This is a genomic window from Halococcus salifodinae DSM 8989 (genome assembly GCF_000336935.1).
Taxonomy (GTDB): Archaea; Halobacteriota; Halobacteria; order Halobacteriales; family Halococcaceae; genus Halococcus; species Halococcus salifodinae.
In genome coordinates, this window is sequence record NZ_AOME01000051.1 from 47,162 (window position 1) to 67,253 (window position 20,092).

The 20,092-nt window shown below is 66.5% G+C and carries 24 protein-coding genes; 13 read left to right on the plus strand and 11 right to left on the minus strand.

Features of this window, described 5'->3' with window-relative positions:
• Nucleotides 1-197: 197 nt before the first annotated feature.
• The 6 genes from C450_RS07520 to C450_RS22235 all read right to left on the minus strand — a co-directional run bounded on the left by C450_RS07520 (nt 198) and on the right by C450_RS22235 (nt 6,327).
• A complete protein-coding gene (locus C450_RS07520) occupies nt 198-986 on the minus strand; it encodes a helix-turn-helix transcriptional regulator (protein ID WP_005042200.1) in 789 nt (262 codons plus the stop codon).
• A gap of 117 nt (nt 987-1,103) precedes the next feature.
• Nucleotides 1,104-2,192: an aldo/keto reductase gene (locus C450_RS07525; protein ID WP_005042203.1), complete on the minus strand. Its 1,089-nt coding sequence runs from the start codon at nt 2,190-2,192 to the stop codon at nt 1,104-1,106.
• Between the two features lie 412 nt (nt 2,193-2,604).
• Complete coding sequence (locus C450_RS07530; protein WP_005042207.1) at nt 2,605-3,495, minus strand: SDR family oxidoreductase; 891 nt, start codon at nt 3,493-3,495, stop codon at nt 2,605-2,607.
• Nucleotides 3,492-4,406 (minus strand): DUF5791 family protein, encoded by a 915-nt coding sequence (locus C450_RS22560; protein WP_005042210.1) that lies wholly within the window; start codon nt 4,404-4,406, stop codon nt 3,492-3,494. The genes C450_RS07530 and C450_RS22560 overlap by 4 nt, the downstream gene beginning before the upstream one ends.
• A gap of 319 nt (nt 4,407-4,725) precedes the next feature.
• On the minus strand, nt 4,726-6,072 hold the full coding sequence (locus C450_RS07540) for an alkaline phosphatase family protein (RefSeq protein WP_005042212.1): 1,347 nt from the start codon (nt 6,070-6,072) through the stop codon (nt 4,726-4,728).
• Between the two features lie 84 nt (nt 6,073-6,156).
• Nucleotides 6,157-6,327 (minus strand): hypothetical protein, encoded by a 171-nt coding sequence (locus C450_RS22235; protein WP_162531014.1) that lies wholly within the window; start codon nt 6,325-6,327, stop codon nt 6,157-6,159.
• An 81-nt stretch (nt 6,328-6,408) separates the two neighbouring features.
• Between C450_RS22235 and C450_RS07545 the strand changes: the two genes are divergently transcribed.
• Nucleotides 6,409-6,621: a YgaP family membrane protein gene (locus C450_RS07545; protein ID WP_005042214.1), complete on the plus strand. Its 213-nt coding sequence runs from the start codon at nt 6,409-6,411 to the stop codon at nt 6,619-6,621.
• 595 nt (nt 6,622-7,216) lie between these two features.
• Here the strand turns inward: C450_RS07545 and C450_RS07550 are convergent.
• Entirely contained in the window at nt 7,217-7,750 is a 534-nt protein-coding gene (locus C450_RS07550; RefSeq protein WP_005042216.1) for an inorganic diphosphatase, read from the minus strand.
• Between the two features lie 188 nt (nt 7,751-7,938).
• Between C450_RS07550 and C450_RS07555 the strand changes: the two genes are divergently transcribed.
• Complete coding sequence (locus C450_RS07555) at nt 7,939-8,295, plus strand: PadR family transcriptional regulator (RefSeq protein ID WP_005042219.1); 357 nt, start codon at nt 7,939-7,941, stop codon at nt 8,293-8,295.
• A 54-nt stretch (nt 8,296-8,349) separates the two neighbouring features.
• Here C450_RS07555 and C450_RS07560 read toward each other — a convergent pair whose 3' ends face one another.
• A complete protein-coding gene (locus C450_RS07560; protein WP_005042222.1) occupies nt 8,350-9,162 on the minus strand; it encodes a DUF7839 domain-containing protein in 813 nt (270 codons plus the stop codon).
• 148 nt (nt 9,163-9,310) lie between these two features.
• On the opposite strand from C450_RS07560, the gene cbiT reads away from it, so the two are divergent.
• The 11 genes from cbiT to C450_RS07615 all read left to right on the plus strand — a co-directional run bounded on the left by cbiT (nt 9,311) and on the right by C450_RS07615 (nt 18,643).
• Nucleotides 9,311-9,886: a precorrin-6Y C5,15-methyltransferase (decarboxylating) subunit CbiT gene (gene cbiT / locus C450_RS07565; protein WP_005042224.1), complete on the plus strand. Its 576-nt coding sequence runs from the start codon at nt 9,311-9,313 to the stop codon at nt 9,884-9,886.
• Nucleotides 9,883-10,761 (plus strand): cobalt-factor II C(20)-methyltransferase, encoded by an 879-nt coding sequence (locus C450_RS07570; RefSeq protein ID WP_005042227.1) that lies wholly within the window; start codon nt 9,883-9,885, stop codon nt 10,759-10,761. Before cbiT ends, C450_RS07570 begins: the two co-directional genes overlap by 4 nt.
• Nucleotides 10,758-11,630: a cobalt-precorrin-4/precorrin-4 C(11)-methyltransferase gene (locus C450_RS07575; protein ID WP_005042229.1), complete on the plus strand. Its 873-nt coding sequence runs from the start codon at nt 10,758-10,760 to the stop codon at nt 11,628-11,630. The genes C450_RS07570 and C450_RS07575 overlap by 4 nt, the downstream gene beginning before the upstream one ends.
• 261 nt (nt 11,631-11,891) lie before the next feature.
• On the plus strand, nt 11,892-12,905 hold the full coding sequence (gene cbiG, locus C450_RS07580; RefSeq protein ID WP_005042232.1) for a cobalt-precorrin 5A hydrolase: 1,014 nt from the start codon (nt 11,892-11,894) through the stop codon (nt 12,903-12,905).
• Nucleotide 12,906: 1 nt separating this feature from the next.
• Entirely contained in the window at nt 12,907-13,800 is an 894-nt protein-coding gene (locus C450_RS07585; protein ID WP_005042234.1) for a precorrin-3B C(17)-methyltransferase, read from the plus strand.
• Nucleotides 13,801-13,802: 2 nt separating this feature from the next.
• Nucleotides 13,803-14,795, plus strand: coding sequence for a precorrin-3B C(17)-methyltransferase (cobJ, locus tag C450_RS07590; RefSeq protein ID WP_005042236.1), 993 nt, complete (start codon nt 13,803-13,805; stop codon nt 14,793-14,795).
• The gene (locus C450_RS07595) at nt 14,785-15,072 is read left to right on the plus strand and encodes a ferredoxin (protein WP_005042238.1); all 288 of its coding nucleotides are present in this window, start codon (nt 14,785-14,787) and stop codon (nt 15,070-15,072) included. The genes cobJ and C450_RS07595 overlap by 11 nt, the downstream gene beginning before the upstream one ends.
• Nucleotides 15,065-15,775 (plus strand): hypothetical protein, encoded by a 711-nt coding sequence (locus C450_RS07600; RefSeq protein WP_005042240.1) that lies wholly within the window; start codon nt 15,065-15,067, stop codon nt 15,773-15,775. Before C450_RS07595 ends, C450_RS07600 begins: the two co-directional genes overlap by 8 nt.
• On the plus strand, nt 15,772-16,998 hold the full coding sequence (locus tag C450_RS07605; protein ID WP_005042243.1) for a CbiX/SirB N-terminal domain-containing protein: 1,227 nt from the start codon (nt 15,772-15,774) through the stop codon (nt 16,996-16,998). The genes C450_RS07600 and C450_RS07605 overlap by 4 nt, the downstream gene beginning before the upstream one ends.
• 27 nt (nt 16,999-17,025) lie before the next feature.
• Nucleotides 17,026-17,397, plus strand: a complete 372-nt coding sequence (locus tag C450_RS07610; RefSeq protein WP_005042245.1) for a DUF3209 family protein — start codon at nt 17,026-17,028, stop codon at nt 17,395-17,397.
• A complete protein-coding gene (locus C450_RS07615; protein WP_005042249.1) occupies nt 17,390-18,643 on the plus strand; it encodes an outer membrane protein assembly factor BamB family protein in 1,254 nt (417 codons plus the stop codon). Before C450_RS07610 ends, C450_RS07615 begins: the two co-directional genes overlap by 8 nt.
• Nucleotides 18,644-18,697: 54 nt before the next feature.
• On the opposite strand, the gene C450_RS07620 is transcribed toward C450_RS07615, so the two are convergent.
• From C450_RS07620 to C450_RS07630, 3 genes are read right to left on the minus strand one after another with little or no spacing between them, the layout of a single operon-like run.
• Nucleotides 18,698-19,066: a (2Fe-2S) ferredoxin domain-containing protein gene (locus C450_RS07620; RefSeq protein ID WP_005042251.1), complete on the minus strand. Its 369-nt coding sequence runs from the start codon at nt 19,064-19,066 to the stop codon at nt 18,698-18,700.
• Nucleotides 19,063-19,890 (minus strand): CbtA family protein, encoded by an 828-nt coding sequence (locus C450_RS07625; RefSeq protein ID WP_005042254.1) that lies wholly within the window; start codon nt 19,888-19,890, stop codon nt 19,063-19,065. The genes C450_RS07620 and C450_RS07625 overlap by 4 nt, the downstream gene beginning before the upstream one ends.
• Complete coding sequence (locus C450_RS07630) at nt 19,890-20,078, minus strand: CbtB domain-containing protein (RefSeq protein ID WP_005042255.1); 189 nt, start codon at nt 20,076-20,078, stop codon at nt 19,890-19,892. The genes C450_RS07625 and C450_RS07630 overlap by 1 nt, the downstream gene beginning before the upstream one ends.
• Nucleotides 20,079-20,092: the final 14 nt, after the last annotated feature.

Here is a 20,092-nt window from a genome sequence, read left to right on the forward strand (position 1 = left end):
GTTCGTGGCCTCGAGCGATGTGACTTACTGTCGTAGTGAAAAGGCACGGGAGATGATGCCAGGGCAACGGACCGTATCCCGTGCGCACGGAACCAGAGGCGGTTCCATCCGTACGAATGACCCCGAGTATGGAATACTTACCTCTTGCATCGTGTGTCAAGGTGTGAAACATGTGTCGCGCCGAGAGACGCGAACGCTCACTCTGGTTCGGCGAGGTGTTTGGCGCGACGGGCGTCAGTCCGGTGGTCGTCGTAGACGTCGTGTGCCCACGATCGGAGCGTCTCGTCGGTGCTGTCGAGACACTCACGGAGGACGCCGCGCTCGTCGTGTGTGTTGACCAGCACGCGTTCGTCGAAGATCGCGAGACCGAAGTGGAGTTCGGCGGGATAACAGTACAACGTGAAGTTGTCGAGCGAATATCCGTCCTCGAGGTCGTTCGAATAGTGGGTCAACGAGGCGTCGAGCACCGATTCGTCGATGATCAACTCCATGTCGGTGTCGGTCGTGATGAGCGGCTGTGCGGCCTCGGTGAAGCGTGGGCTAACAACCGACGCGATGCCACGAAACGTTTCGGTCGTGGCCGTTCTGAACTGGTCAGTGAAATGGGTGGCAGCCGCGTGGGGGTCCTCTCGGGAGTTCGTCACCAGCGTGGCTTTCGAAAGCGCAGCGAGCGGGAGCGTGTCAGCGAGGTCGCCGAGTCGGTTGAGAAACATACCCCACTCGTCGATCCGGTCGATCGCCGATTCGAGCGCTTCGTAGTGGCTGAGAACGAGATCGCCGCCGATAGTGAGTCGGTACTCACCGCCCGTCTGCTCGACCCATCCCCGACTTTCGAGCCCGTCGAGCGCGCGGTGGACGGTCGAGCGCGACAGGTCACACGCCTCGGTGAGTTCGCACTGGCGATGGGGCTGCTCGCGGAGCGTTTCGAGGATCCGTACCCGGTTCGCCGAGCCGGCCAGAAACGCGACGTGCTCACGCGGTCCCATTGGCTCGGATGTCTCCCATTGTGCGGTATATCTCTTTTGGATCAATCGGTGGAAAAATGCTCATGTCATAAACACGTTCGGCGCTGTACACTTCACGCAGACGGGGAGTTGGGTCGCTCACTCGAAGGTCGCGTCGAACGCGTCCGCCCCCATCGCGTCCACGCGGCCCGAATCGACGTTCGCCACGACGTGCTCTCGACGACGCATCCCGACGAGCGCCGACGTCACACCAGGTCCCGAACGCGCGAACGTGAGCGCCTTCGCGGCCGGCGTCTCGCCATCGAGTCGGTCGGCAACGCCGGTCGGAATTTCGTCCGCGAGGCGGCCTTGAGCGAGCGGGGCACTCACGAACACGTCGAGTCCGGCCTCGCGCGCGAACCGGAGCGCGCTCTGGGGGCCATCGGGACCGTCGTGGGCCGCGACGGTGAACGCGTCGGCCATGACGACATTGAACGGAAGCTGCACGGCCCGGAAGTGGGTCGCGTCGTTGCCCGTCGTCCGGGCCGCAGCGCGGGCGCGCGAAACGATCTCGGGGAGCGAGAGGTGATTTGGGTCGTCAGGTGCGACACGGAACGCGTCCCACGTCGCCACGCCGTAGTGACGGAGGTCACCAGCGGCCGCGCGCTCTTCGAGTCTGGCGAACGTCGCCTCCAGATCGTCGTAGACGGTCTCGCGTGAGCGCTCGTCGAGCTGGAACTCTGGGTTGTGAACGTAGTAGCAGTCGATCGTTTCGATCCCGAGATTCGCGAGCGAGCGATCGAGCTGATCGTCGACGAACGCGGGCGCGAGACAGTGCATCCCGCGGACGAGATCGTCGGCGTCGACGATTCCGGGCTCGATGTACTCCTCACGGATGTACTGTCCCGGGTCGTCGGGTCGTCCACCGTCGAACGGCACGAACCCGCCCTTGGTGGCGATCACCACCGCGTCGCGATCGACATCGGTCGCATCGAGCGCACGCCCGACGACCCGTTCGGAGCGCTGGTGACGGTAGTTGATCGCGGTATCGAGCACGTTGATGCCGGAGTCGAGCGCCCGCACGATCGAGTCGTGATACGACTCGTCGACTTCATCGGTGGGATCGCCGAGGTAGGTCCCGAGGCCGATGCTGGAGACGATGCAGTCGCCGAACCGGCGGAAGTACGTCCGGCCGAATTCCTCAGTATGGCGGTCGCGGTACGCCCACGTCGCCTCGCTGGTTGCCATGCGAGCGATTGGCGGCTCGTGGTGATATGCTGTGGGACACGCCTCCCAACGACTCCGCCACGAAGCAGCACCAATCCGTTTCTCGGCGACGGAATTGACTCGTCCACAACAATCACGATGCAAACGAGAGACCGCGAGCCACACCCTCCCGCGCCCACTTTTTTACTTCTCGGGTGCGCTCGCTCCCGTCGGTCGCTCGCCCACCACTCGTCGCAAAAACCTGGACTAAAAACACCCGCTCACTCGCGGTGCTCGTTCGCGGTTCAGCTACACTGACTTTCCGCTACCACATCGCAACCGCCACACACCTCCCCAACCGATTCCTTCACTCCGTTCAGTCATCCCTCGCACGAGTCGTGCGCTGGAGGCGCACTCCCGCGCGCCACTGCCAGCGGATTTTCGTCCGCCGCCGTCACTCGTTCCGGTACGCGTCGATCGCCGCCCGATAGCCCTCGCGGTAGGTCGGGTACGTGAACTCGTAGTCCAGATCGTGGAGTTTGTCGTTCGCACAGCGCTTCGAGGTCTCTATCCGGCGGCGTGCGGCTGCGGAGAGGTCGCCGTCTTCGAGGCGCTCGGCCTTCGTTCGCTTCTCGGGGCGCGGAACGTCGCACTCGTCGGCGAGCCAGTCGGCGAAGGTGTGCTTCGAGACGGGTTCGTCGTCGGCCACGAGCACCGTATCGTCGCGCGCGGTGTCGATTTCGAGGAGGAATCGGATCGTGCCGGCGGCGTCGTCGCGGTGGATCATGTTGAGATAGCCCGCCGTGACGGGGCCGTCGAGGTAGCGATCGAGCCGGTAGCGGTCGGGGCCGTACAGCCCCGCGAAGCGCGCGACCGTTCCCGCAATGCCGTGATCGCTGGCTTCCTCGCGGGCGATCCGCTCGGCCTCGGCGAGCACGTCGGTCTTCTCGGTCGTCGGCTCGATCGGCGTCTCCTCGTCGACCCACGCGCCGTCGTGATCGCCGTAGACGCCAGTCGAGGAGGTGTAGATCAGGCGATCAGGTGGCTGCTCGCGCGTGCCGAAGGCCTCGATCGCGGTCCGGAGACCGTCAACGTAGATCTCGCGCGCGGCCTCGGCGTCCCGACCACCCGAACTCGCCGCGAACACCACGCAATCGACGTCCGGCACGCGCGCGAGGTCGTCGGGATCGGTGATATCGGCCCGGGCGGCATCGAGGCCGGCGCGTTCGATCCGTTCGACGCCCGCTTCCGAGCGGCGCACCCCGACGACGTCGTGGTCGGGCGCGAGCTGGCGACCGAGTTCGAGACCGACGTAGCCACACCCCAGAATGGCGACACGGGTCACGGTTTGCGTTCCTCGATGTACCCGTGAATGGTGGCGAGCTCGTCGAGATCCATCGGGAGCCGGCCCTCGATCTTCTGCTGGATCTCGCGGGCATCGAGCGCACCGTCGATCCCGGACTCGACCGCCTCGACGTCGAGGACGGCGGTCGTCATCCCCATCAGGAGGTGGTCGCGGGTTTCGAGCACGATGGCCTCCGCGTCGGGTTCGTCCTCGCTCGTCGCGAGGATCGCCGCGGCCTCTTCGAGCGTGAGATCGGGTGATTCGCCCTCGGCGAGCATCGTGACCGGCTCCCGTGGGACGCCAGCCTCGTCCGCGACGATCTCGACTCCGTATTCTTCGATGACGTTTCGGAGGCGGTCGTCGTAGCGTTCGCGGAGTTCGTCGGGCGAGAGGCTGCCCGCGTCGTCGATATCGTGGAGCATGTCCGGGATAGCGCTCGCCGACGTAAGTGGATTGAGTTCGGGAGCGAGGCCGGCCGTGAACGCGTCGTCGTAGCCCGCGACGCGCCCCAATCCCTCGATCAGTCCCGTTTCGGCTGCGAGCTCTGCAACGGAGCCGCTGCGGCCGGCCGCGACGCGGGCTGCACCGAGTGGATCGCGAAGCGTGCGTGCCGCCAGTGCCCGGTCGTGGTCCGCGGCGAGCGCGACGAACCGCCCGGCGGCGACCAGCAGCGCCGTTGCCCCGTCGCTGTGGACGTACGTCCCGGCCTCGATCTGCGTTCGCACGCTGGCAACGGGGCAGCCAACGAGCGCGACGACGACGCTCGCACGACAGGCAGGGCTCGCCGCCAGACGACCCTCCTTCGGGCAGTCGGTGGCGTCGACGACGAGCCGCCGGCCTTCCACGCGTGTCTCACAGCCGCAGTCGCCATCAAGTGCGTTTGCTGTCGGCTGACCTGACGCGTCCTGCATGCCACGCGGTGGTCGCGGTTTCGGATTTGAAACTTCGCCGGCAGCGGTCGGGCGGTCGCGGTGCGGTTGCGGCGGTGCGGGCCTGGCGTCCTGCGGTCGCTCCGCGACTGCAGGGCTCAGGAGAGCTTGCTCTCCTGGTGGATCGAGGGCGAGGGTGCGAGCAACGCGAGCGCCCGAGAGCTCGGGTGGTGCTGTGCGGTAGCAGGAGTGCCAGCAGTTCTACCGCGAGTGAGCGGCAGTTTTTAGTCCAGGTTTTTGGAGAGGGTTCGACCGAACGCCGCAGGCGTGAGGGAGGACCCTCTGTAAAAAAGTGGGTGCTCTAGGCCAGACTCGATCCGTCGAACTCGCTGCGGTCGTAGTCGATCTCCATCGCGTCGAGCAGCGTGGGCGCGATGTCGAACAGGTCAGTGTCGTCACCGACGTGGGCGTTCGCATCGTCGACGAACAGGCAGGCGTTATCGAAGCTGTGCATTCCGTTGCGCGGCCCGGTGTCGAAGACGCTGTCGTGGCCCGAGAAGCCGGCTTTGAGATCGAAGCCGTGATTCGGGATGGCGACGAGATCGGGCGCGATGTCGTCGTGGGCTCCGCGGAAGGCGTCCTCCTTCTCGACGACGCGCTCACAGACCTTCCGGCCGTCGGGGCCTTCGAGGGTTTCGAGCGCTTTCTTGAGTTCGGTGCGTTTCTCCTCGTAGTCCTCTTCGGCGACCGCGCCGCGTGGCTCGCGGCCTTCGAGGTTGATGTAGAACCGGCCAGGGATGAACGCGTACGCCTCGGTGTCGTCGGAGATGTCCGCGAGGCTCTCGTGATCGTCGTCAGCGTAGTCGAGCCAGCCGTTCTGGTGGAGCCACTCGTTGAAGTGGACTTCGTGATCGAGGCTCGTGAATCCGTGGTCGGAGGCAACCGCCATCGTGACGTCCTCTGGCAGCATCTCGCGCAGGCGGCCGAGATACTCGTCGACCTTGCTGTAGAAGTCGAGGAACTCCTGCTTGTACTCGCCGTCCTCCTCGTAGTGTTTGAACAGGAAGTGGTTCACTCGATCGGTGGTCATGAACACCCCGAACAGGAGGTCCCAGTCGTCCTGCTCCACGTACTGTGAGAAGGCCTCGAAGCGGGCGTCGAGGGTGGCGTGGGCGTCCTCGATGAACTCACTCTTGTCGTCGTCGTGACCGAGCTTCGCGTTGTTGTCGATCCGGTAGTCGAGACCGGAGAGGGTGTCTCGAAGCTCGTCGGGGTAGGCGGCCTCGTCGACGCCAGGCGAGAGGAAGCCCGAGACCATCCGCTGGACGTCGCGCTGGGGCGGGAAGGTCACGGGGACGTTCATCACGGTGGCGTCGCGGCCCTCCTCCTCGACGCGGTCCCAGACACGAGTCGCCTGGACGTCGCGCCCCATCGGAACATAGGTTTCGTACGAACCGACTTCTCGGTCCTGGAAGCCGTAGACGCCCGTCTCACCGGGGTTGACGCCGGTGGTCAGGGAGGGCCAGCACGCGCTCGATTCGGGGGGTACGATCGAATCGATCGCGCCCGAACTCCCCTCGCGGGCGAGCGTGGAGAGGTTCTCGAAGACGTCCGGGTTGTCCTCGATCAAGCTGTACGGAACCCCGTCGATACCGAAGAAGGCGACGCGCGGGGCGTCGTCGCCGCGGATGCGGTCGAACAGTCCCATGGGACGGCTACTCCCGAGGGGCACAAAGAACGTTCGTTTCGGCATCACCCCTCACGGGACGGGATCGCCGGAACACGCCGACCGTCAGTGCTCGCCAAGCGGCTGTCCACAGGCCGGACAGCGCGCTGTCCCGTCGTCCGTGTCGTCGACCGCGAGGTTCTCGGGGACCACCGTGAGGTGATGCAAGCCGGCAGCGGGACGTTTTGCGGCCATCACGACCATCGCTACGACTCCCGCACCCAAAAGATTACCCATAATTCTAACACATTCGCCGCGACCCCCGGCATAACCGTGAGGAATACGAGGATTTTCGTCGCCGGAACTCGTTGGCAGAGTATGTTCGAACGAAACGTCGGTGGTCTCGATCGGATCGCTCGCGGCGTGCTGGGTGCGTGCCTCGTCGCGGTCGCGTTCGGTGCGTTTCGTGCTGGCCGGCGCTCGACGGCGGTCGCCGTAGCACTCGGGAGCGCCGGGCTGCTGTTCAACTTCGCTACGGCGCGCTGTGGACTGAACAAGCTGCTCGGCATCGACACCTGTCCGCGGGAGTGACAGCCCCGAGAACTTGACTTCGCGGTGGCGCGCGGCTGCACGCCGTTCATCGGCGCGCAACTCTCGTGCGAGGTCTGCGTGAGCGAAGCGAACGCAGGCTCGTCAGAGCTTCGCTCTGACGGTGGATGACTGAGCGACAGGCGGCACGAACGAAGTGAGAGCCGCCGAGCGAAGGAATCGGCTGGGGAGGGTGTGGCTCTCATTTGTATCGGATGTAGCACCACAGACATCGTCGGAGTTATCATTTCTGATTGACTTTCGACGGTGCCGCCGCAGGATTCGGACCACAGCCTTGTCTTGGGGTTCGCGTCGATCCTCGAAGATCGAATGAGTTGCCGGGTATGAACGCATTTCTCCACGAGAAACTGTCACGTCGAGCGGTATACATTGTACCAATAATACATTGAAGAAAGACACAACAACATAGCGAATAGAAGCAGCGGAACGTGACCGGTTTCCGGGATCGCTGACCAAAAACGATCGATCTCTCTCGTGGTTGAGATGAGAACGCCCGCTGCTGCAAGGACCCATGCCTTGACGAAATCGCTGTTGTTCATATCTCGCTATGACTCAGCAGGAGACAGGATTGTCGGTCTCAGCCGAACTGTTCGGCGTAGAGGTCCTGGGCGTGTTCGATCGCGTCGTAGGCCGCCTGGCGATCCTCCCAGCCCTGTGTCTCGACTTCCTTCCCTTCCTCCAAGTTCTTGTACGTCTCGAAGAACTCGTCGATCTCGTCGAGCTGTTGCTGAGGAATGTCCTCCAAGTCCTCGATGTGGTCGTAGCGGGGGTCCTCGCTCGGAACGGCGATGACCTTGTCGTCCTGTTCGCCGTCGTCGTCCATCCGCATCAGCGCCACGGGGCGGGCCTCGACGATGCAGCCGGGGAAGGTTTGATCCTCAACCAGCACCATGACGTCGAAGGGGTCCTCGTCGTCGTAGTAGCTCTGCGGGATGAACCCGTAATCCGAGGGGTAGTGGACGTTCGAGTGGAGCACGCGATCGAGGACGACGCCCGGCACGTCCTTGTCGTACTCGTACTTGTTGCGCTCGCCCTTGAGACACTCTACGACCGCGTAGATCTCCTCGGGCGGATCGGGGCCCGTTTCGAGGTCTTCCCAGAGGTTCGTCATCGACCGGATCTCCAGGAGGCAGCCAAAAAATATTTTCTATTCGCCCGTCAACAGTGAGTATCCCGCTGTAGAATCGGCCGAATCTTCCGGTGGTATTCGTTGGTTATGGTGGTGTCAGCCACTAAACCCACCGTATTCCCGGATGAAGTTGCAAACTATTAAATAGACTGATGACATATCACGGTGCGATGTCAGAGGCACAAGCGGCACCGGACCGAAGTATCGCACGCGACTTGACGGCTTTTCAACAAAACATCCTCGTCATCCTTTCCGACGAGCCGATGTACGGCCTGGCGATCAAGCGCCAGCTCGAAGAGTACTACGACTCGGAGGTCAACCACGGGCGACTCTACCCCAACCTCGACGACCTCGTGGAGCTGGATCTGGTCGCCAAGAGCGAACTCGACAAGCGAACCAACCAGTACGAGCTCACCGACGCGGGCTACGAGGTCGTCGTCGACAAGCTCGACTGGACGTTCTCGAAGTTCGTGACCGACGCCGGGCGCGCCGACACCGTGCGCGACCTCGTCAACGACAACGCCTGAGGCGGCCATCGACGGCGATTTTTCGCGGTGCGTGACGATGCTCGCGAGCGCCGGCTACGGCTCCGCGGCGTCGACGACCTCGTAGCTCACGTTGCCGTCGCGGAGCTCGCCGGTGTGGGCCGACAGCTGATCCGCGACCGCGATCAGACAGACGTCGAGTCCCTTCGTGGCAGCTTCCCGGACCGCGGTCGCCGTCCCGAACCGGATGTCGGGGTCGACGTCCGCCGCCCGCGTCGCGGCCAGCGCCTCGGTCCCTGCCGTCGCCACCAGATCGTGGTCCGCAGCGGCATCGGCGACCGTCTCTGGATCGAGCGTCGTGCTGCCACCGTCCTGGACCTGTGGCACTGAGAACACCGTCACCGTCCCGAGGTCGTAGTCGAGGACACCCGTGAAATCCGTCACGCCGACGTCCTCGCCGGCCGCAGCGTCGGTGACGGCGATCGCGGTCGCGCTCCCCGCATCGCCCGCCGTCGCCCGGAGCACGCCGTCGCCCATCGCGAGCGAGACCGTCGATCCCTCGTCGATCGCGGTCGTGGCGAGCGCGGTGTCGACCTCGACCTCCTCGATGACGTCCTCGGAGACGTGGCTGACGAACTCCCGAAGCTCGTCGGTCCGAGTCAACAGCCAGTCGACGCCCTCCTTGGTGACCTCGTACCGCCCACGACCGTGTTTCTCGACGTAGCCCTGGTCGATCAGGTCCTTCAAGTAGTCGCTCACGGCCTGAGAGGTGACGCCGATCGCGTCGGCGACCTCGCGCTGGCTGACCGCCGGCTGGCGCTCGGCGATCCCCGTGAGAATTCGATACCGGGTGGCGTTGCGCTTGCTCCGGAGCACCCCCACGTCCCCGGCGTCGCCCGCGTTCGTCATCGTCGGTGGTGTGTACCGCGAACGCAAGTAGTTTTGGTGTACTCCGGGCACGATTGTATCCGAGGCGGGATTTTCGCCGTCTGAAGAAATACTACTTGCATTAAAACAACCAAAATTGTTTTACTACTCACCGGAGTTGTCTTCGGTGATGTCGCGTGTAGCGCTCCCTCACGACGCGAAAGCTGGCCCGACCAAATCGGAGGTACGGGCCGTGCTGCTCGGCAAACTCGGCCTGACGCCGACGGATCACTTCGTCGAAGTCGGGTCGTGTACCGGGGCCGTCACCATCGCGGCGGCACGGCGCGCGGGCCGGATCACCGCGCTCGAACGCAAGCCCGAACGCTTGGCGGTTACGGAAAGAAACCTCGCGGCCAACGACGTTACCGCGGACGTCGAACTCCGCGAAGCCGAAGCGCCCGATGGCCTGCCCGAAGACGCCGACGCGCTGTTTCTCGGCGGCAGCCGGAACTACGAGGCCGTACTCGATCACGCCGTCGCGACCGGCGTCGACCGGATCGTGATGAACGTCTCCCGGCTCGAAGTCGCCGGGGCAGCCACCGCGGCGTTCCGCGAGCGCGACCTCCTCGACGAAGTCGTCCAGTTCCAGGTGAGCCACGGGTACGAGCTCGCTGGCGCGACGAGTTTCGATTCCCAGAACCCGGTGTATATGCTGGTTGGCGGGGCCAGCGACGCCGACGATACCACCGATGGAGGCGCGCCATGAGCCTCTATGGCGTCGGTCTCGGCCCCGGCGAGGCGGATCTCGTCACGCTCCGCGGCAAGCGCGTGCTCGAAACGACCGACGTGGTCTACTCGCCCGGTCGCCTCTCGCGGTCGGTGGCGATCGAGCACGTTCCCGAAGATCGCATCGGCGATCTCGACTTCCCGATGACCCGCGACGAGGACGAACTCCGGCGAGCCTGGCGCGAGGCCGCCGCGGAGATCGCGCCGCGGGCGCGCGACGGGACGGCCGCCTTCGTCACGCTCGGCGATCCCAACGTCTACTCGACGTTCGGCCATCTCCGACGGACGCTCGCGGCGTTTCATCCGGATGTCGGGATCGAGATCGTGCCCGGCGTGAGCGCGGTCACCGCCTTCGCGACCGCGCTCGGTGTCGAGATATCGTCGGGCGCGAGCCTCGCGCTCCGTGAGGCCGCCCGCGGCGCGGCCCCGACCGGTCCCGATCGAATGGTTTTGTTCAAAGTCACCGACGCGCCAACGACCCACGAGGGACTCCGCGAGGCGGGCTACGACGTGGTGTACGGCCGCCGGCTGTTCATGGAGCAGGGCGAGACCATCGTGACCGACGATCCCGACACGATCGCCGAGCGGGACTACTACACCCTGGCCTACGCCGAGAAGCGCGACCTCGACGTCACACCGGCGACCGCCGCGTTCGAGGCGGAGGAGTCGGCTGGCGCTCCCGAGATGGAATCGAGAACGGAAGCCAGCGACGACGAGTCGGACGAACCGAGTCGAACGGCGGCGGACGACCGGGCCGGAACGACCGACAGCGACGGAACAGAGGGCGTCGCCGTCGCGGAGTGTGCCGAGGGCGAGGGCTGTGGCGACGAGACGCCGGAGGTCCGCTCCCGATGACCGATCCCCAGGACGCGATCGATGCGGCGGGGGCCGTCCGCGAGACGGAGCGCGATCCGCGGATCACCGAGCGAACCGCCGGCGAGATTCAGGACGGCATCCCGTTCATCGGAGCCGGGCCGGGCGATCCCGGCCTGCTGACGGTCACCGGCCGAAAGTTGGTCGAGGCTGCCGACCTCGTTGTCCACGCGGGCTCGCTCGTTAACAGCGAACTCCTCGATGCGTACTGTGCGGACGCCGAGCAGGTGTCGAGCATCGGAAAAGATCTGGAGGAGCTGATTCCGCTCATGCGCGACGCCCACGAGGCCGGACGAAGCGTCGTCCGGCTTCACAGCGGCGATCCCGCGATCTACGGTGCGGCCCTCGAACAGATGGACGCGCTCGAACACGAGGATGTGCCAACCTACCTCGTGCCGGGCGTCACGTCGGCGTTCGCGGCGAGCGCGACGCTCCGGACCCAGCTCACCCTGAATGGCGTGGCGAACCACGTCGCGTTCACCCGGCCGCGGGGCGAGACCCTCGATCCCGACGAGGACCACATCGGCGAGTTCGTCGAAATGGGCGACGTCACGACCTGCATCTATCTCGGTACCCACGCGATCGCCGAGACGATGGACCGCCTGGTCGAGACGGGCCACGACCCCGACACGCCGGTGACCGTCGTCTATCACGCCTCGTGGCCCGACGAGGACATCATCGAGGGCACGATCGGGACCATCGGCGAGAAAGTCGCGGCGGCGGGCTATCGAGCCTCGGCGATGGTCGTCATCGGCGACGCGGCGACGGGAGCAGGCTACGAGCGCTCCTATCTCTACGGCGACTGGGCGAACCGGGGCGCGGATGAAAGCGAGAGCGAGGCGGACGACTGAGATGCGACGGCAACACTCCCCAAAACGTGTAGAAAGCCCCCGCGCTCTCGACTCGGGCGGCTCGCTGCGCGCCTCGGCTCACGGCTCGCGGCGACGCCGCTCGCGCAGACCGTGGCCTCCCTTCGATCGGCCACGCGCCGCTCGCCTTCGGTGCTTGCGTCGTCGGCCGTCGTCGAGAGACCGGCCACTTTCATTCCCACCCCTGCGGCTGGTCGGCCAGCAGTCACGCGCGATGATCCACAGACAGATCAATACTGAATCATGAGTACCGACACCAACGACACGGATTCGAGCGAAACGAGCGAACGAGAGGAATCGAACGGATCGAGCGGCCACTGCTCCACACCGGATTCGGATGGCGAGGTGGCCGAGGAGATCGCGATCGTGAGTTTCGAGCGCAAGCTCGACACCGCCCGCGAGATCGCGGCGGGCATCGGCGAGGCGTACGACTCGGTCGACATCATCGAGTACCACGGCGACGTCTTCGAAGAGCACTGGGGCGAGTACGACTGTTTCGTGGGGTTGATGGCCTCGGGCATCGCGATGCGCAAGACCGCGCCGCTGCTCGACAGCAAGTGGGACGATCCCGCGATCGTGGTCGTCGACGAGGAGTTGACGTGGGCGATCCCGATCACCGGCGGCCACCACGGCGCGAACCAGGTCGCGGGCGATCTCGCGGAGTTGGGTGCCGTTCCGGCGATGACGACCGCGAGCGAAGCGGCGGGCGAGCAGGGTGTCGAGAGCAAGGCGAAGGCGCTCGACGCCCACGTCGTCAACGGCGACTCGACGGTGGCGACCAACCTCGCAGTGCTGAACGACGATCTCGGTCCTGTCGCCCGACTCGACGGCCCCCAGGCAGTCCTCGTCGGCGACGACGTCACCGTTCTCAAACGCAACGGCGACACGGGCGTCGTGCTCGGGACAGGAACTGTCTCCGGCGTGCAGAAGGAACAAGTCCTCGGCGCGTGGGAGGCTGCTCTCGACGACCTCGATCTCGGGTTGAGTTTCGACGATGTCGACTTCGTCGCGACCGGCACCCGGAAGGAGGGCGAGGAGGGGCTCTACGTGGCCGCCCAGGAGATCGGAGCGGGAGTCGTCCTCTTCGAGAAAGAGACCTTAGAGGGGTTCGAGGGGCCCTCACCCTCCCGATCGAAGGAGCTGATCGGGTGGCCGGGGATCGCGGAAGCGTCGGCGATCGCCGGTGGCCGTGACCACGAACTCGCGCGCGAAAAAGAGCGGTTCGACGACGCCGTGACCGTGGCGGTGGGGCGCTGAGATGGCTGCGACGAACGACGACGATCTCGGGACGCTCTCCGTCGTCGGTATCGGCCCAGGTCTTCCGCACGCGATGACTCAGCGTGCGAAAGACGTGATCGCCACCGCCGACTGCGTGATCGCCTCGAATCTCTACCAGGCGTTCCTGCGCCGGGACGGCACGCTGCCGCCAGAGGATGCCGCGGTCGCTGCGGCCACCGACGGCGGTACTGCCGCCGGTGACGACGGGGCGACGGTGCTCGAACGACCGAACGGGACCCGCCAGACGCTCGTCCGGTCGTCGATGGGCCAGCAGATCGAACTCGCGCGCGAGGCGTTCGAGCGGGTCCGCGACGGCGAGGACGTCGCCCACGTCTCCGGCGGCGATCCGAACGTCTACGGTAAGAGCGACTTGCTGTTCACGATGGCCGAAGCGGAGGGGGCGACGGATATCCCGATCGAGGTCGTGCCGGGCGTGACGGCTGCGCTCGGCGGCGCGGCGAACCTCGGCGCGCCCCTCTCGAACGACTTCTGCACGATCTCGCTTTCGGACAAGTGGCGCGGGTGGGACGAGATCGCCGAGAAGCTCCGCGCAGCCGCCATCAGCGGGTTCGTGATCGTGCTGTACAACTGCTGGCGCGACTACGAGCGCGCGATCGACGTACTCCGTGAGGAGCGGAGCGACGACGTCCCGGTGGGGATCTTCAACGACGCCGGCCGAGGCGACGCCGGCCGGAATTTGGAGGACGAGACCCACACCATCACGACGCTCGGCGCGGCGACCGACCACGACGACGAGGTCGGCGGGATGGGGACCTCGATCCTCGTCGGCAATCACGAGACGGCGGTCTGGGAGAACGATTTCGACGAGTACCTCGTCACCCCGCGCGGCGGGCGTGACGTCGACGATTTCTGACCATGAGCACTGACGACACCACCGAGACGACCGAAACCGACGCGAGCACAGACGCGGAAACCACCACGGCAAGCGCCGAGAGTGAGTGCGGGGCGTCGAGTTCGACGACGGAGTCCGGATGCGGCGCAGCCGATACGGACGAATCCGCTTCGAGCTGTGGTAGTTCGAAAGGAGACACGACCGACGAGAAGGTGGGATCGACGGTCGAAGACTTCGACGCCGATCCGGGCAGACTGATCGCCGTCGGTCTCGGCCCTGGCGAACCCGAGGGAATGACGAGTCGCGCGAAAGCGGCGCTCGCCGACGCCGAGCACATCGTGGGCTACACCACCTACGTCGATCTGCTGCCCGACGGTATCACCGAGAACGCCGACGACATCCACTCGACGCCGATGTGCGGCGAAGTCTCCCGGACCGAGGAGGCGGTCGATCGCGCGCTCGCGGGCAACGCGGTCGCCATCATCGGGAGCGGCGATCCGAACGTCTACGCGCTCGCCGGCCTCGCGCTCGAGATCCTCGAATCGAAGGGTGCGACCGCCTCGATGGTCGAGTTCGACGTCGTGCCCGGCGTGCCCGCCGCCCAGTCCTGCGCCGCGCGCGTCGGCGCACCCCTGGTGAACGACACGGTGAGCGTTTCGCTGTCGGATCACTTGACGTCGATGGACACCATCGAGTCGCGGCTCCACGCGGTCGCCGCAGAGGGGTTCACCATCGCGATCTACAACCCGTGGAGCCGCAAGCGCCGAGAGAACTTCGAGACGTGCTGTGAGATCCTGCTCGAACACCGCGATCCGTCGACGCCGGTCGGGGTCGTCCACGGTGCGAGCCGAGACGACGAGGCGGCCGAGATCGTTGAACTGAATGAGCTCGAAGAGCTCGGCGAGACAGATCTGATCGACATGACGACGACGCTCCTCGTCGGCAACGAGGAGACGTACGTCTGGGACGACCGAATGGTCACCCCACGGGGCTACGAGTCGAAGTATGACTACTGAGTACGAGATCCGTCTCGACCGGGAGCGGTGTGACGGCATCTTCGCCTGTCTCGTCCGCGACGACCGTTTCGTCGAGGCCACTGATGGACTGGCGACGATCGAGGCCTCGGACGACAGCGTGGCGAGCGAGCGGACGGCGGAGACGGCCCTCGTCGCGACGTTCGATGACGACCGCATCGACGCTGCCCGACAGGCCGCCCGTGCCTGTCCGGTCGATGCGATCAGCGTGAGCGGAACCGACGGAGGAACCGACACGACGGAGGCCGACGATGAGTGACACCGAGGAAGGGGCGGCGACGCCGGCCCCCGCCACGGACCTGCTCGCGGCGTCGCCGGCGACGGCGTACTTCTGGGGCCGGGTCGCGGGCGACGGCGACCTCTCTCGCAACAGTGTGACCGTGCGCGCGGGCGACGACACCGCGGCCGACGCGCTGGCGGCGGTCGCGGGCGCGAACCGAACCGACCACCGGGTCGCGGCGCGCGAATCGGCCCACGACGCGTCGATCGTCCGATACGAGGACGAGTACGAACTCCAGGTGATCGGCGCGCCCGCCGAGCGCGCCAGCGCGGCACTCGGACTCCCGATCGACGGCCAGGCCGGCGGCTACCGATTCGACGCGTTCGCCGACCACCGCGCGCCGCTCGTTCGGGGGCTGCTCGAAGCCTGCGGCACCGTCTGCTTCCGGGAGTCAGCGGGGAGGGTCGGAATCTCGTTCGTCCACGACGACGAGCGCCTGCTCGAAACGGTCCGCTCGCTCCTCGACGCCGCCGATCCACACGTTCCGACCGACGACCTCGCCAAAAGCTCCTCGGGCGGGTACTGGTTCGGGCTGGCGGACGACGCCGATGTCGCCGGATTCGCCCAGTGGGTGTACGCCGGGAGCGACGTGTCGGGACTCTACTCCGAGAATCGACGCCGGAAGCTCCGCCGGAGCGTCGAACGCGCAACCGGCGGCGACGTCGGAGAGCTCTCGGGATGACCGCGAGCGCGCAGGCCGCCCCCGCAGGACTCGACGACGAGGCGGTACTGCTGGTCGGTCACGGCTCCCGGCGCGAGAAGTCGAACGAGCAGGTCCGCGAGCTCGCCAGTGGGATGGAAGACCGACTGGGCGTCCCGGTCGACGTCGGCTTTCTCGAACTCGCCGCACCGTCGATCGACGAGGCGATCGCGGGGCTCGCCCCGGCGGTGTCGCGAGTTACGGTCGTCCAGCTCTCGCTGTTCGCCGCGAGCCACGTCAAAAACGACGTACCGCTCGCCGTCGAACGTGCCCGCTCGGCACACCCCGATCTGACGCTGCACAACGGCTCGCATCTCGGCGTCCATCCCGCGATCGTCGATCTGCTCGACGATCGGGCTGCCGCGGTGGAGGATGGGTTGGAAGCGGATCGCGGGGCCGAGGAGGTCGCGGTCGTGCTCTGTGCGCGCGGGTCCAGCGATCCCGACGCCAACGCCGACGTGCACAAGCTGGCACGGCTGCTCTACGAGGGCCGTGCGCTCGATCGGGTCGAGGCGTGTTTCGTCGGTGTCACCGAACCGCGGCTGTCGGGGGCGCTTCACGCAGTCGCCAAACACCGCCCCGACGCGATCGTCGTGCTGCCGTACATGCTCGGTGACGGCGTGCTCACCCAGCGGATCCGGGACCGTACTGCGGAGTTCGACGCCGAGTACCCCTACGTCGACGCGGCGGCCGGCGACCCGCTCGGCACCGATCCGCGGTTGCTCGACGTGCTCTGTGATCGGTGGCAGGCGGCCCGAACCGACAGCGTCGAGATGTCGTGTGACACCTGCAAGTACAAAGTCGAACTCGACGGCTACGAGGAGGACGTCGGCGGTGCGCGCGCGATGCTTCGTGCGCTCACCCACCAGGAATCCCACGCCGACCGCGAGAGCGTCGACGACGATCCCCACGCCCACGACGCGCCCGCAAAACACGTCGCGGTCTGTACGAACCAGACCTGCGCCGCCGACGGCGCGCCCGCGGTGCTCGAACGGCTCCGACAGGCGGCCCGCGACTCCGCAGCCTGCGACGCCCGAATCACCCGCTCGTCGTGTCTCGGCCGATGCGGCGACGGCCCGATGGTCGCGGTCTACCCCGACGGCGTCTGGTACGGCGGCGTCGACGAGAGCGACGCCGACCGCATCGTCTCCTCGCATCTCGACCGCGAGCGCATCGTGAGCGATCTCGTCGATCAGACGCTGTGACGCCCAACTAAATCCACATTACCACACATGACTTGTCACGAACTCGAAGCACTCCGACTCGGACTCATGAACGTCCTCGGCACAGAGGACCGAACCGCTCGCGACCACGCCGAACAGGAGCTGGAGGGCCATCTCGACGGCCCCATCGAGGGGCTTGCGAACGCCGAAACCCTCTCAGGTATCGAGCGCCATCTCGATGCAGCGCTCGTCGATCTCGAAGAAGAGATCGCCACCACCGACGAGAACGACCCCGAATACGACTACCTCCGCGGGCGACTCGTCGCCGTCCGGGACGGCGAGCGTGCCGTCCACCGGCTGACCGATCAGGGCGAGAGCGTCCTTGACGGGCTCGGCGACGCACACGATCTCCTCCACGAGGCGTTCCCGGCGGATGAGTAGTTCGGACGTGACGACCGATACCACGACTGTCCCCCTCGGCGACATCGAGCCGGCGCGGTCGCGCCACGCTGGCCGGCGCTCGGCCGTGGCGCTGACCGAGGACCTGCTCGTTGCCGGCACGGCGGTGGGGGATGTCCGTGCGTACGATCGAACAACCCTCGACGAACGCTGGTTCGCCGAGGGAACGAACGACGAAACGAGCGTCGTCGCGGCGGTTGGATTCGCTGGCGGCGTCGCCGTCGGCGAGCGCGGCCCGGACGGCGGGGTTCGGCTCTACGATGTCGCGACCGGTAGCGTGCGCTGGCGATACGACACGGCGGACGACGTCGGCGCACCCCAGAAACGGAGCCGGTTTTTCCTGCCGTTCGTCGCCGACCTCGCGGTCTGCGGGGAGCGGCTGTACGTCGCCGCGCGGCGTTACGAGCGCGACGGCGACGACCGCTCGTTCCGGAGCGTGGTCTACGCCTTCGAGGAGACCGGCGACATCGCGTGGACGTACGAAACCGACGCATCGCCGATTAGCCTCGACGCAGATGATGGGGCGGATCGACGAGACGGCCGCGTCGCCGTCGCGTACAACCGCTGTCCGGGCGACCACCAGCACGGCGTAGTCGTTCTCGACGCCGAGACCGGCGCGGTGCAGTGGCAGTGGGATCCTGGAACCGCCGGCCAGCGCCGCGTCGGCGACGTATCGTTGCTCGAAACGGGCGTCGCGGTCGCCAGCCACGGCGACTACCGTGGCTACCGGCTTGGTGCGGGCGGCGCGGAGCGGTGGTCGGTCGATCTCGCCACGCTGACGAAAATCGACGACGAGACGCTCTACGCCTACCCGAACCACGTCCACGCGACCCCCGAAGGCTGCGTCTTCGTCACCGGGAACACCTACCCCGAAGAGGGACGCGAAACCGCGTCGCTCCACCCCGACGAACACACCGCGTTCGGCTACTCGCCCGAGGGCGAACGGGTGTGGTCGGCGTCGGTCGGCGGGTTCGCTGGCGAGATCGCGGCGTCCGGCGACCTGATCGCGGTTCCCTGCGCACAGCAGTTCCGAACGCGAGACCCGGCGACGCACGCGCTGCGTGTTTTCGACGTACGGAAGGGTCGCTGTGCGGAGCGCGACGCCGAGGGGATCGTCACTGCGGCCGCGGTCGACGAACGAGCGTTCGTGGCCGTCGAGGAGCCGGTCGTCTACCACGACGAGGGCCAGCGCCGCGGCGCGTACCGACTCCACGCTGGCGGGCCGTAACTCCTCTCGGTCGCCGCTCGATATCGGATACGACAGTCGAGTGGCCGAAAAATCTCAGTCGCCGACCGAGCGATTCTCGCTGGCCATCGCGTCTTTCGTTCCCAGCCGTGTCGCCTCCTCTCCGAACTCGGCAGCGAGGAGCTCGGGAACGTCGTCGGGCGTGACGTCCGAGTACCACTGGTTTCGTGGGTGGATCGCCACCGCCGTTCCCTCGGCGCTACAGAGTCCGAGACAGCTCGTCTCGGCAACGTGGACCCGCGACCAGAAGACGTCGCGCTCGCGGAGCCACTCTTTGACTGCCGTGAGGACGGCCGCTCCACCCGCGTCCGCACAGCAGGCGTACTCCGACGTTCGGTCGTTCGTACACACCAGCACGTGATCGGTGAACCCGTTGTCGAGCACGTCCGCAGTCCGCTGGTTCATGATTCGACCACGACCGACTCCGGCGTTGGACCGTGCTCGGCGGGGGCGGCCGACGCGTCGGCCTCGCAGCGCACGAGCCACGCGTGGACGCTGGCCAGCACGAACCAGAGCATCGCCTGGCTCGCAGCCACGAGCCCACGGAACGTGGTCACGAGATCGGCCGGGGCCGGGACGGAAACCGGGTTCGCCGGCGCGAGCAGGACGGGAACCGCGAGCACCGCGAACGACGCCGCTGCACCGGCGACCGCGACGCCGGTTCCCCGAATTCGCCGGAGCCGGTTGTAAGCGACGCCCGCGAGCAGGCACGCCCCGGCACCGGCGACCAGCAGGACGGCGTACCACAGCAGTCGGGTGTCGGTCGGCAGGGCCTGCTCGGCTCCTGGCGGCTGGGGCGGGAGAACCAGCCACGGAGCGCCCGAGACGGTGACGAATCCGGCCGCTGCGAGGAGGTACTGCTTGGTCGCGCCCGTGCCGGGGATCGCGGGTTCGAGGAAATAGTACGCGAGCCCGAACCCAGCGATCCCGAACAGCAGCCCCCACCCGATCCCGCCGGCGATCGAGACGAGTTTCGTGGTGAGCGCCGAGACCGCCGCGCTCGCGTGATGGCCGCCGCCCGCGCCATCCGCGCTGCCCGCTCCGCCCTCGTGGTGATCGCCACTCGCATCGCCCGCATGATCTTCTGTGGCGTGACCGCCGGCATCGCCGCCCTCGAACGTCTCGGCGAGCCCCACGAGCGGGTTGCCGACCAGCGCGATGAAGAGGCCGAAGGCGAGCCCTGCGATCAGACCCGCCTTCGCACCGCGGAGGAGGTACGCCGTGAGCATCAGTGACAGGTGATCCCGGCGGCGTGACGGAAGTTGTGGAGCGCGTCGTGAGCCGTGGGTTCCTGGACGAACAGCAGCGTGAACCCGAGGGCCGCGATCACCGCGAGGCCGGCGGCGACCCGTGCCGACGTGAGTTCGATCCTGGCACGCTCGATACGACGGTGAACTGTGTCGTTGGTTGCAGCCATACCAATCTCATTTG